This window comes from Pseudomonas sp. R1-18 (assembly GCF_051132095.1).
In the GTDB taxonomy this organism is placed as follows: domain Bacteria; phylum Pseudomonadota; class Gammaproteobacteria; order Pseudomonadales; family Pseudomonadaceae; genus Aquipseudomonas.
The window spans coordinates 1,323,553-1,335,129 of the sequence record NZ_CP071658.1 but is presented as its reverse complement, the minus strand read 5'-3'; the positions used below and the strand labels follow the sequence as shown (position 1 = coordinate 1,335,129).

Annotated in this window: 12 protein-coding genes and 1 riboswitch; of the genes, 1 reads left to right on the top strand and 11 read right to left on the bottom strand. The window is 64.7% G+C overall.

Annotated elements, in window-relative coordinates:
- Positions 1–17 precede the first annotated feature (17 nt).
- Genes J3P77_RS06175 through cobO form a run of 10 tightly spaced genes read right to left on the bottom strand, consistent with a single transcriptional unit; the run spans position 18 to position 8,839 of the window.
- The gene (locus tag J3P77_RS06175; protein ID WP_434680386.1) at positions 18–749 is read right to left on the bottom strand and encodes an adenosylcobinamide-GDP ribazoletransferase; all 732 of its coding nucleotides are present in this window, start codon (positions 747–749) and stop codon (positions 18–20) included.
- Between the two features lies 1 nt (position 750).
- Positions 751–1,335 carry an alpha-ribazole phosphatase family protein gene (gene cobC / locus J3P77_RS06170; RefSeq protein WP_434680384.1) on the bottom strand — a complete coding sequence of 195 codons (585 nt, stop codon included), beginning with the start codon at positions 1,333–1,335 and terminating at the stop codon, positions 751–753.
- Positions 1,332–2,384: a nicotinate-nucleotide--dimethylbenzimidazole phosphoribosyltransferase gene (gene cobT / locus J3P77_RS06165; RefSeq protein WP_434680382.1), complete on the bottom strand. Its 1,053-nt coding sequence runs from the start codon at positions 2,382–2,384 to the stop codon at positions 1,332–1,334. The genes cobC and cobT overlap by 4 nt, the downstream gene beginning before the upstream one ends.
- Positions 2,381–2,902 carry a bifunctional adenosylcobinamide kinase/adenosylcobinamide-phosphate guanylyltransferase gene (cobU, locus tag J3P77_RS06160; RefSeq protein WP_434680380.1) on the bottom strand — a complete coding sequence of 174 codons (522 nt, stop codon included), beginning with the start codon at positions 2,900–2,902 and terminating at the stop codon, positions 2,381–2,383. The genes cobT and cobU overlap by 4 nt, the downstream gene beginning before the upstream one ends.
- A gap of 1 nt (position 2,903) precedes the next feature.
- Positions 2,904–4,364, bottom strand: a complete 1,461-nt coding sequence (locus J3P77_RS06155) for a cobyric acid synthase (protein WP_434680379.1) — start codon at positions 4,362–4,364, stop codon at positions 2,904–2,906.
- Positions 4,361–5,377 (bottom strand): threonine-phosphate decarboxylase CobD, encoded by a 1,017-nt coding sequence (gene cobD, locus J3P77_RS06150; protein ID WP_434680377.1) that lies wholly within the window; start codon positions 5,375–5,377, stop codon positions 4,361–4,363. The genes J3P77_RS06155 and cobD overlap by 4 nt, the downstream gene beginning before the upstream one ends.
- Positions 5,370–6,278, bottom strand: coding sequence for an adenosylcobinamide-phosphate synthase CbiB (gene cbiB, locus J3P77_RS06145; RefSeq protein ID WP_434680373.1), 909 nt, complete (start codon positions 6,276–6,278; stop codon positions 5,370–5,372). The genes cobD and cbiB overlap by 8 nt, the downstream gene beginning before the upstream one ends.
- A complete protein-coding gene (gene bluB, locus J3P77_RS06140) occupies positions 6,275–6,925 on the bottom strand; it encodes a 5,6-dimethylbenzimidazole synthase (protein ID WP_434680371.1) in 651 nt (216 codons plus the stop codon). Before bluB ends, cbiB begins: the two co-directional genes overlap by 4 nt.
- Complete coding sequence (locus J3P77_RS06135; RefSeq protein WP_434680369.1) at positions 6,922–8,217, bottom strand: cobyrinate a,c-diamide synthase; 1,296 nt, start codon at positions 8,215–8,217, stop codon at positions 6,922–6,924. Before J3P77_RS06135 ends, bluB begins: the two co-directional genes overlap by 4 nt.
- Positions 8,218–8,227: 10 nt before the next feature.
- Positions 8,228–8,839, bottom strand: coding sequence for a cob(I)yrinic acid a,c-diamide adenosyltransferase (gene cobO, locus J3P77_RS06130; protein ID WP_434680367.1), 612 nt, complete (start codon positions 8,837–8,839; stop codon positions 8,228–8,230).
- 93 nt (positions 8,840–8,932) lie between these two features.
- Positions 8,933–9,144: riboswitch (cobalamin riboswitch) on the bottom strand.
- Between the two features lie 149 nt (positions 9,145–9,293).
- On the opposite strand from cobO, the gene J3P77_RS06125 reads away from it, so the two are divergent.
- Positions 9,294–10,613 (top strand): PQQ-dependent sugar dehydrogenase, encoded by a 1,320-nt coding sequence (locus J3P77_RS06125; protein WP_434680365.1) that lies wholly within the window; start codon positions 9,294–9,296, stop codon positions 10,611–10,613.
- 367 nt (positions 10,614–10,980) lie between these two features.
- Here J3P77_RS06125 and J3P77_RS06120 read toward each other — a convergent pair whose 3' ends face one another.
- On the bottom strand, positions 10,981–11,520 hold the full coding sequence (locus tag J3P77_RS06120; RefSeq protein WP_434680364.1) for a C40 family peptidase: 540 nt from the start codon (positions 11,518–11,520) through the stop codon (positions 10,981–10,983).
- Between the last annotated feature and the right edge of the window lie 57 nt (positions 11,521–11,577).

The window sequence follows — 11,577 nt, the reverse complement described above, 5'->3', positions numbered from 1 at the left end:
ATGCTGAATGTCTGGACTCAGAGCAATGCCAGGGTCAGCAACACCGCCAGTTCCAGCAATTCGAGCATCGCGCCTGCCGTGTCACCGGTAGTGCCGCCAAGCCGACGTACCATCAAGTGACGCAGCCAGAAGAAGCAGACGACGGAAATAATCACCGTCCACAGCCCGGCCACGCCGCCGAGAAACAGGCACACAACGGCACTGGTCAACAGAACCCGCTGCGCCGCTCGACGCGGCAGGTGATCAGCGAGTGCCTGCCCCAGGCCGCCCGCGCGGACGTACGGCGTGTTGAGAAAAAGCCCCAGCATGGCGGTGCGTGCCAGCAGCGGCGCGAGCAGCAAACCGATTGCCAGGTGATGATCGAGCAGCGCCAGGATCGCAGTGAATTTGAGCAGCAACACCAGCACCAGCGTCACCACCGCAACAGGACCGCTGCGCGGATCCTTCATGATCTTCAAGGTGCGCTCGCGGTCGCCAAACCCGCCAAGCCAGGCGTCGGCGCTGTCTGCCAGCCCGTCGAGGTGCAACGCGCCGCTGAGCAGCACCCAGGCACTGAGCAGCAGCGCGGCATGCAACAGCGGCGCAGTGCCGTCGAGCAGCATGTTCAGACCCATCAGCAACAGGCCGAACAGCGCCCCGACGGCGGGATAGAACAGCAGCGACCGGCCCATCTCGGCCGGCTCAGGCATGCCGGGCAGCCGAACGGGCAGGCTGCTGAGGAACTGCAAGGCAATCCAGAAAGGCAGCATGTCAGGGCTCCGTCAGACCACCATCGATGGCGACTTGAACAGCAAGCAGCGCGCCGTGGCCAACCACGACCTGCAACAGCTGCTCGCGAGGCAGCCCGCGCGCCTGCGCCAGCAGCAGACGCATGACGCCACCATGGCTGACCAGCAAGACCCGTTGTCCGGCGTATAACGCGTGCAGCCGCTGCACAGCATCCAGCACTCGCGCCGCAAAATCGGTTACCGGCTCGCCGTTGGGCGGAGTGAACGCGTACGGATCGTTCCAGAATGCGCCCAGACCGGCAGCGTCGGTTTCCATGATCTGCGCGGCGGTGTGCCCTTCCCAGTCTCCAAAGTGCAGCTCTTGAAAATCCGCCTCGATATGCAGCGGCAAGCCGAGACGAGCGGCAAGCTCCTCGGAGAACCGCGCGCAACGCTGCAGCGGTGAGCTGACGATTCGCTGCCACGGGCCGGCTTCGGCCACGGCTGCGCGCATCTGCTCCCAACCCGCCGAGGTCAGTGCGTCGTCGAGGCTGCCGCGCAGGCCGCCGCCCAGCTCCGTCTCGCCATGGCGCAGCAGGTCCAGGTGCAAATCAAGGTCCTGCGTCATGCCGGGCGGTCCGCCACGGCTGCTTCTGCAAAGGTCGCCATGCCGTTGTGCAACTCACAGGCGAGGCGCACCAGCGGCACCGCCAGCGCCGCGCCACTGCCTTCGCCCAGGCGCAGGCCCAGATCCAGCAATGGTTCGGCGTGCAGCGTTTCCAGCAGATGACGATGACCGGGCTCGGCGCCGCGATGGCCGAACAGCAGCCATTCCCGGCAGGACGGGTTCAAGCGGACCGCCACCAGGGCCGCCACGCTACAGATGAAACCGTCGACGAGCACCGCGATGCCTTCCTGTGCGCACGCAAGGTAGGCACCGACCAACGCCGCGATCTCGAAACCGCCCAGGCTGAACAGGCTATGGAGCGGATCGCCGCCATGTTCACCATGAACGATCAGCGCGCGTTCGATCACCTGAATCTTGTGCTCGATTCCTTCCGCGTTCAGCCCCGTGCCCGGCCCGACCAGCAACTGCACCGGACACTCCAGCAGCGAGCACGCCACGGCACTGGCCGCTGTGGTATTGCCGATTCCCATCTCGCCGCCAATGAACAGCTCGGTGCCCTCGGCTTTGGCGCGCATTACGCTGTCACGACCAGCCTGAAGCGCTGCGAAGCCCTGCTCTGCCGACATGGCCGGGCCTTGCATGAAGTTGGCTGTTCCGGCGCCGATGCGCAGGTGGCGCACGCCGGGGAAATCGACTGGCGACACGGTCCCCAGGTCGACCACGTCCAGCTTCGCGCCAAGCTGACGGGCAAGCACACTGATCGCCGCGCCACCGTTGACGAAGTTGTGCAGCATCTGCCCGGTTACTTCCTGCGGATAAGCCGATACGCCTTCAGCCACCACGCCGTGATCGCCGGCGAATATCGCGATCCATAGTTGATTGACGCAAGGCTTCTCGCGCCCCTGCAAACCGGCGAGCTGTACGGCAAGACGCTCAAGCTGGGCCAGCGAGCCGGCTGGCTTGGTCAGTTGCTGCTGGCGAGCCAGCGCTGCTTCGCGCATCGGGACGTTCATCGCCTGAGCGGGCTGCAGCCACCAGGAGTTGTTCATAGTGCGGTTCCTTTCAAAATCAGGGGCAGGCCGGCGACGGTCAGGACCACGCGCTCGCAGCGCTCGGCCAGTGCCTGATGCAACAGACCGGCTTCGTCGACATAGCGGCGGGTCAGCTCGCCCATGGGCACCACGCCCAGGCCGGTCTCGTTACTGACAAACAGAATTTCGCCGGGGAGCTGCGGCACGATGTCGAGCAGCGCGTCACGCTCGTGCCGCAGCCGCTCGGGGTCGTCCAGCAGCAACAGATTGGTGAGCCACAACGTCAGGCAATCGATCAGCAGGCACTGATCAGGCGCGGCTCGCTCGCGCAGCACGTCAGCCAGTGCCAGCGGTTCTTCGACCAGCCCCCAGCTATCCGGGCGGCGTTGCCGATGGCTGGCAACGCGCTGATTCATTTCACCGTCCACCGGCTGACTGGTGGCGATATAAGTGACCTGCAGCCCGGAATCGGCCGCCAGTCTTTCGGCCAGCCGGCTCTTGCCGGAACGGGCACCGCCGAGGATCAACTGCAACATTTCAACCGACCTCCAGTCCGCACAGTTCGCGCAGTAGCCGGACGTCGAGGTGGTTCTCCACCAGATCGGCGAGGCGCTCGATGTCCCGCTCGCGCAGGGCGTGATAGTCGACCTGTTCGACATTCTTCAGCCCCGCCCAGCGCAGCAAAGCGCTACAGGCTTGGGGTGACTCGAACAAGCCATGCAGATAAGTGCCGAGAATCTGCCCGTCGAGGCTGCAAGCGCCGTCGAACCGGCCTTCGTCCAGACGCACCGCGGCGCGCGACAGCGCTGCGCCGGTGGTCACGCCTGCGTGAATCTCGTAGCCGGTTACTTCTGCGTCTTCCAGCGCCAGATGCCCGCGCACGTTGCGCAACTGCTTTTCAGCTTCCAGTACCGTGCTCATTTCCAGCAGGCCCAGGCCGGGGCTGGAACCCGCCGCACCCTCAAGGCCCAACGGGTCGTGCAACTGCTGGCCCAGCATCTGCAGCCCGCCGCAAATCCCGAGCACCTTGCCGCCGTAACGCAGATGCCGCTCGATAGCCGTGTCCCAGCCATTGGCGCGCAAGTGCGCCAGGTCGCCGCGCACGCTTTTCGAGCCCGGCAGAATGATCAGGTCGGCGGGTGGAATCGTCTGGCCAGCCGCAATGAACTGTAGGTTGACTTGCGGGTGCAGGCGCAGCGGGTCGAAATCCGTGTGATTGCTGATGCGCGGCAGGATCGGCACGACCACGTTGAGCACTTGCTCGGCCTTGTCGGTCTGGCGCTGATCGAGCCCGTCTTCGGCTTCCAGATGCAGGTCCATGACATAGGGCAGCACGCCCACCACCGGTTTGCCGGTGCGGGCTTCCAGCCAGTCGAGCCCCGGCTTGAGCAACGCGATGTCGCCGCGAAAACGGTTGATGACGAAACCCTTGACCCGCGCCTGCTCGCTGGGCGACAGCAACTCCAGGGTGCCGACCAGATGGGCGAACACCCCGCCGCGATTGATATCGGCCACCAGCAGTACCGGGCAATCGACGGCTTCGGCAAACCCCATGTTGGCGATGTCGTTGGCGCGCAGATTGATTTCCGCGGGCGAACCCGCGCCTTCCACCATGATCACCGGGTATTGCTCGCCGAGCCGCGCATGCGAGGCCAGCACGGCCTGCATCGCGATCTGCTTGTAGCCGTGGTAGGCAACGGCGTTCATCGTGGTGACCGCGCGGCCATGAATGATGACCTGAGCACCGGTATCACTGTTGGGCTTGAGCAAGACCGGATTCATGTCGGTATGCGGTTCCAGCCCGCAGGCCTGCGCCTGCACCGCCTGGGCCCGGCCGATCTCGCCGCCGTCGGCCGTCACCGCGCTGTTGAGTGCCATGTTCTGCGGCTTGAAAGGTACAACGCCTACGCCATGGCGCTTGAGCCAGCGGCACAGCGCGGTGACCAGCGTACTTTTGCCGGCATCGGACGTGGTGCCCTGCACCATCAGCGTCGTCATGCGTGCTCCTTGCCGACTTGGCGGTTGTAATCGCTCAGGACCTGCTCCAGACGCAGCCATTCCGATTCTTCGCGGGGCAAGCCGAAACGCAGGCTGCCCGATTCCGGGCTGTCGCCGGCAAACAACCGCAGCAGTACGCCACGTTGCGCGCAGAACTCATGCAACGAATGGGCTTTGGGCGTGACCAGCCACTGAAACAGCGCGCAGCCGCCCTGGGGCTCCAGACCCTGCTCACCAAGCAGCCTGACCAGCCGGTCCCGCGCCTGCTCGGTGCGCTCGCGTTGCCGCGCATGTCCGGCCAGATCGGCAAGGCAAGCCTGGCCGATGATCCGCGTCGGTCCGCTGACCGCCCAGGGACCGATCTCCTGGGCCAGCGCCTTGAGCACTATCGGCTCGGCCAGCACGAAGCCGAGCCGCACCCCGGCAAGGCCGAAGAACTTGCCGAACGACCGCAGCACGATCAGCCCGGTGCGCGAGGTTTGCGCGGCCAGGCTCAACCCGGGTGTGTTATCCATGAACGCTTCATCTACCACCAGCCATCCGCCACGCTCGGAAAGACGAGCGTGCCATTCCAGCAGCCGTTCGCGGCTCAGGTGCAGGCCGGTCGGGTTGTTCGGGTTGACCACCACGAGCACGTCGAGCGTATCGAGGAAGTAATCGACTTCATCCTCTCGCACCTCGCGCACCACGAACCCGCTCTTGCGCCACGCGTGGGCGTGCTCGGCATAGCACGGCGACAATACGCCGACCTTGCCGCCACTGCGGATACGCGGCAGCGCCTGAATCGCCGCCTGCGAGCCGGGCACCGGCAACAACTGCGGTGCACCGTAATAGCCGCGAGCGGCCGCTTCGAGACCATCCTCGGTTTCGGGCAGCCGCGCCCAGGCATGCTCGGGAATATCCGGTATCGGCCACGACCAGGGCGCGATGCCGGTGGACAGGTCGAGCCACTCGGACCGATCGATCCCGTAATGTTGCGCGGCTGCGCGCAGCCGTCCGCCATGCTCAAGCATAGAACTCGGCCCCCACGCACAGCACCAGCAGCCATAGCCAGACGCCGCGCTGCACCAGTTGCCAGCCGCGGTCGATGGAGCTGGCATCCGCCGGTACGCCCTCGCCCAATTGCGGACGCTGATGCAGCTCGCCGTGATAGATCGCAGCGCCGCCCAGTTCAACGCCTAGCGCACCGGCACCGGCCGCCATTACCGGGCCGGCATTGGGGCTGTCCCAGGTCGGCCCCTGAGTGCGCCAGCAGCGCAACGCCAGACGCGTCTTGCCCAACAGGGCGTAGGTTAAAGCTACCAGACGCGCGGGAATGTAATTGAGCAGGTCGTCGATTCTTGCCGCGGCCCAGCCGAAACGTTCGAAGCGCTCATTGCGATAGCCCCACATGGCGTCCAGCGTATTACTCAGGCGATATAACACCACGCCGGGCGCTCCCGCCACGACGAACCAGAACAGCGCCGCAAATACTGCGTCACTGCCGTTCTCCAGCACCGATTCTGTGGCGGCACGGGCAACTTCGGTCGGGTCCAGCTCCGACGTCTGGCGGCTCACCAGATAGCCGACGCGCAGGCGCGCTTCGTCCAGATCGTCGCTGCGCAACGCTTGAGCCACCGGCTCGACATGCTCGCCCAGGCTGCGCAGGCCCAGCGCACAATAGAGTGCGAGGATCTCCACGATCCAGCCAATATAAGGAAGCCAGCTCAAGGCGGTCGCCAGCAGGGTCAACGGCACTACCGCCAGCACCCAGGCGGTCACGCCATGGCTGCGCCAGCCACGCCCGCCGGAATTGAAACGCTGCTCGATCCGGTTCGCCAGCCGCCCGAACGCTACCAGCGGATGACTGCGTTTCGGCTCACCGAGCAGCGCATCCAGCGCAACCCCGGCGACGCTCAACAGCGCCACACTCATTGACTCACTCCCCATCGGTTTTCATACAGCAATTGATGCAGCGGCCGCGCTTGCGCCCAGCCTTCCAGCACCAGCATCGGCGCCGGATAAAACTCCTTCACCGGCCCAAGGCAAAGGATTGCCACCGGCTTGGCGCCATCCGGCATTTCCAGCAGTTGCGCCAGCGCCTGCGGTTCGAACAGCGACACCCAGCCCATGCCCAGGCCTTCGGCGCGCGAGGCCAGCCACAGGTTCTGGATGGCGCAGGACAACGAAGCCATGTCCATTTCCGGCAAGGTGCGGCGGCCGAAAACATGCTGTTCACGGCCCTCCATGAGCGCAGCGACCAACACCTCGGCGCAATCGCTGATGCCCTCGACCTTAAGCTTCATGAAATCGTCGGAACGCTCGCCCAACGCCTCGGCGGTGCGGATTCGCTCTTGCTCCACCTGCTCCTGGATACGCGCTCGCAGGGCCGGGTCGCTGATGCGAATGAAACGCCAGGGCTGCATCAGGCCGACACTGGGTGCCTGATGCGCCGCTTCAAGCAGGCGCGCCAGAAGCTCAGGCGCGACGCTGCCGCCGCTGAAGTGGCGCATATCGCGACGCTCGGCAATTGCCCGGTAGACCGCCGCCCGCTCGTCGGGGCTGAAAGCGTGATCGCTCATGGTCGCAACAGCGCCGCAATCGCTTCAGGGTTGGAAGGGAAATAGAAGTGCACGTAGGAAGCGGTCAGTCGCCCGTCGCGGTAAACCGCTTCCGCGCCGCGCCCGCCATTGGGGCTGACGCCTCGGGCGACCGGCTGCAGCTGGGTGCTGGTCAACGAATGGTGGTAAGTGTGGCCGCGCAGCACCCCTTCAGCCAGCTCGACGGACTGCAACGCGAGCGCCGCCAGGCGCTTTTGCATGACCGCTTCACCGGCCAGCAGACCGACCAGTTCCGCGCGTTGGCCATCGACGTCTGTCAACGCATCGAGCAGATAAAGCATGCCGCCGCACTCCGCGAGAATGGGCTTGCCGGCCTGATGGTGCGCGCGGATGGCGTTGAGCATCGGAGTATTCCCGGCCAGCGTGCAATGGTGCAGTTCAGGATAGCCGCCGGGCAGATAAAGGCTGTCGGCATCCGGCAACGCGGTGTCGCGGATCGGCGAGAAGAAGCACAGCTCAGCCCCCATCGCCCGCAGCAGGTCCAGGCTGGCGCCGTAAGTAAAGGCAAAGGCTTCGTCATGGGCAATGGCAATTCGTACACCGGCCAGCAAAGGCGCGATGGCCAGTGGGTCGGGCGCGGTAAAGGTCACGGCGGGTGGCAATGCTACCTGGCAGGTGCTGGCCAGAGCTTCGGCGGCCGCATCCAGACGCAGATCCAGATCGTTCAGCTCGCTGGCCTGGACCAGCCCGAGGTGCCGGCTCGGCAGTTCGATGCCGGTTTCACGCGACAGCGCGCCATACCAGCGCAGGCCTTCGGTGAGGCTGCCTTCGAGCAGTTGCGCATGGCGCACGGTGCCTACGCGATTGGCCAGCACTCCGGCAAATGGCAGGTCCGGCTGATAGCGCGCAAGCCCGAGCGCCAGCGCGCCAAAGGTCTGAGCCATGGCGGTGCCATCGATCACGCCCAGCACCGGCACGCCAAAATGGCGCGCCAGATCGGCGCTGGAGGGCGTGCCATCGAACAGCCCCATCACGCCTTCGATCAGGATCAGATCGGCTTCGCCGGCCGCTTCCCACAAAAGGCGACGGCTTTCATCGGCGCCGACCATCCACAGGTCCAGCTGATAGACCGGCGCGCCACTGGCCCGTTCGAGAATCATCGGGTCGAGAAAGTCCGGTCCGCACTTGAAGACCCGGACCTTGCGCCCCTGATTGCGGTGCAACCGGGCCAGTGCCGCGGTGACGGTGGTCTTGCCCTGCCCCGAGGCAGGCGCGGCGATCAATACGGCCGGGCACTCACGTGGCGCCCTCATGAAAAGTCACTCACAGCTCGATGCCCTTCTGCGCACGGATGCCCGCCTGGAAAGCGTGCTTGACCACGCCGATCTCGGAAACGGTGTCGGCAAGGTCGATCAATTCAGGCTTCGCGCCACGACCGGTCACCACCACATGCTGCATCGGCGGCCGAGCCTGCAAATCCGCCAGCACCTGATCCAGATCGAGATAGCCATGCTTGAGGGCGATGTTCAGCTCGTCGAGAATCACCAGGCCGATGGAAGGATCGCGCAGCATTTCGCGGGACACTTCCCAGGCGGCTTCGGCGGCGGCGATGTCGCGCTGACGGTCCTGGGTTTCCCAGGTGAAGCCTTCGCCCATCACGTGGTAACGCACCTGCTCGGGGAAGCGGCGGAAGAACAGTTCTTCGCCGGTGCTGTTGCGACCCTTGATGAACTGCACCACGCCGCACTGCATGTCGTGGCCCATGGCCCGCGCCAGCATGCCGAACGCCGAGCTGCTCTTGCCCTTGCCGTTGCCGGTCAGCACCAGCAGCAGGCCGCATTCGTTAGGCGAGTTGGCGATACGCTCGTCCATCACGGCTTTTTTGCGCAGCATGCGTGCCAGATGGCGTTCGTCACGTTCGGGGGATTCGTTCATCTAAGCTCTCCGCTGGAAGGCACGCGACAGCAGACGGAAGGACAGCACTGGACAGCACGGCGAACGCCCTGCGCAGAGCATCACCCTCCGTGATGCCATTGAGTGAATCAGGCCGGTCTCCGGGCTCATGAGCGGTTTCCCCGGCGGCGCGCCTTCCCGTGCGGAGCACAGTGGCGTGTTGCGCAGCCTTGACTCATCTACCGTTGCGGGGGCAGCGCCGGGATCGAATCTGTCGATGCTTACCGGCTTCCCTGTTTCACTCCGCCAATCGGCGATTGCGGAGCACCTGAAACAAGCCGCGAAGGGTAGAGGGTTGGGGGGTGAGCGTCAATCAACATGGGCGCCGGGCGCCGCAGATCGCGGAACCTCAGGCGCCAGGCTGGCTCTATCGGTGTGACCGGCATCGCAGTTACCAGCCTCAGGGTGACCGGCCCATGCTTTTCTGGAGATTGCCATGTTCATATTCAGACCTCATTTTGCGGTATTGCTGCTGGTCGCCGGCGGCCTCGCGGCCTGCGGAGAGTCCTCGACCCTTCAGGTTTCGGATGGTACCGGGCCTGCCCCCAAGCTACCGGCACCCAACAAGACGCTGATTCCGACGGTCAACATCGCGCCAGCGGTGGGCTGGGAAAAAGGCGCCGGGCCCGTGGCCGCGCCGGGCACCCGGGTCGCGGCTTTCGCTGAAGGGCTCGACCACCCGCGCTGGCTATACGTACTGCCCAACGGGGACGTGCTGGTGGCCGAAACCAACGCGCCCGCCAAGCCGGACGATGAAAAAGGCATTCGCGGCTGGGTAATGAAGAAAGTCATGGGCCGTGCCGGCGCCGGCGTACCGAGCGCCAACCGGATCACGCTGCTGCGCGACACCAACCATGACGGCGTGGCGGAGACCCGCACCGTGTTTCTGGAGAATCTCAACTCGCCATTCGGCATGACACTGGTGGGCAACAAGCTGTACGTCGCCGACACCGATCGCCTGATCAGCTTTCCGTATGAGCCCGGCCAGACATCTATCAACGCGCAGCCCACCAAGGTGGTCGACCTGCCCGGTGGCACGCTCAATCATCACTGGACCAAGAACGTCATCGCCAGCAAGGACGGCAGCAAGCTGTACGTCACCGTCGGCTCCAATAGCAACGTCGGCGAGAACGGCATGGACCAGGAGGAAGGTCGCGCGGCTATCTGGGAAGTCGACGCAGCCACCGGCAGCCACCGCATCTTCGCTTCCGGCCTGCGCAACCCCAACGGCATGGACTGGGAACCGGTCAGCGGCAAGCTATGGACTGCGGTCAACGAGCGCGACGAGATCGGCAGCGACCTGGTGCCGGATTACGTGACCTCAGTGCAGGATGGCGGTTTCTACGGCTGGCCTTACAGCTATTACGGCCAGCATGTGGACGAGCGCGTCAAACCGCAGAAACCCGATCTGGTCGCCAAGGCTATCGTGCCCGATTACGCAGTCGGCCCACACACCGCGTCGCTGGGCCTGGTGTTTGCCGACGGCAAGACCCTGGCCGGGCCGTTCAACGAAGGGCTGTTCATCGGCCAGCACGGCTCCTGGAACCGCAAACCGCATAGCGGTTACAAAGTGGTTTTCATCCCGTTCAACGCCGGCAAACCCCACGGCGCGCCGGTGGACGTACTGACCGGATTCCTGAATGACGACGAAGAAGCGATGGGCCGCCCGGTGGGCGTGGTCAACGACCAGCGCGGCGGCCTGCTGGTGGCTGATGACGTGGGCAACAAGATCTGGCGCGTGACTTCGGCGAAGTAGGCTCGGGGCGCAGCTCATGTACGCTTTTTGTGGGAGCGACCTTGGTCGCTCCCACAAGAACCGCAGCGCTGCACGAACTGTAGGAGCTGGCTTGCCTGCGATCTGCCGGGAACCGGCAGCAAGAGGGTTCATGCGGTATAAACAGGGTCGCCAGGATTACTGCCGCTACGCGCCAGATCGTCGGATTGCCGCCCAGAGCAAGCGGATCGCCGCCCGGTCACTCCCACGCCCTGCGGGCAGAATCAAAAGCGGATTCGCGGGCACCAGGAGTTTCTGCCCAAGGGCGGTTTAGGGCTACCGCCCGAACATAGAATCTCCCACAGATCGTTGGCGGCGCCTGCTCATCAGAGAATGGTGGCCACTGTTGTCAGTGCGCGTTCTGCGCCAGGTCGGACGCCTGGATCACGCGCTTGGCGTTGAGGTAGGCCTTTTGCCAATACGGCTTGTTGAGGCTGTCGAGTTTCACGGTGCCGCCTGTAGCCGGAGCGTGGACAAAGCGGCCTTCACCCACATAAATCCCGGCATGGGACACCTGCGAACCACCCGATGTGGCAAAGAACACCAGGTCGCCGGATTGCAGTTGGTCCAGCGCGACGTCCGGCGCCCTGATCACGATCATGTCGCGCGTTGAGCGTGGCAGGCTGATGCCCGCCGCGTCACGATAGACATAACCGATCAGACCACTGCAATCAAAACCGGAATCGGGGGTATTGCCGCCCCAGCGATAAGGCGTGCCGACCAGCCCGAGCGCGCGAAACAGCACGTCTTCCGCGGCCTGGGAAAGAACTTGAGGGGGAGCGGTGACCACCGGGCGGTAAACCACCTCAGGTCTGGAAGGGGGCGCACTGCTGCAAGCGCTGAGCAACACGGCCAGAACAACCACTGTCAGGCGTAACGTAATCGACATAACCCACAACGTCCTGATCCGGATGCGGCTTACGCTGCCGAAAAGCTTTAAAACGCA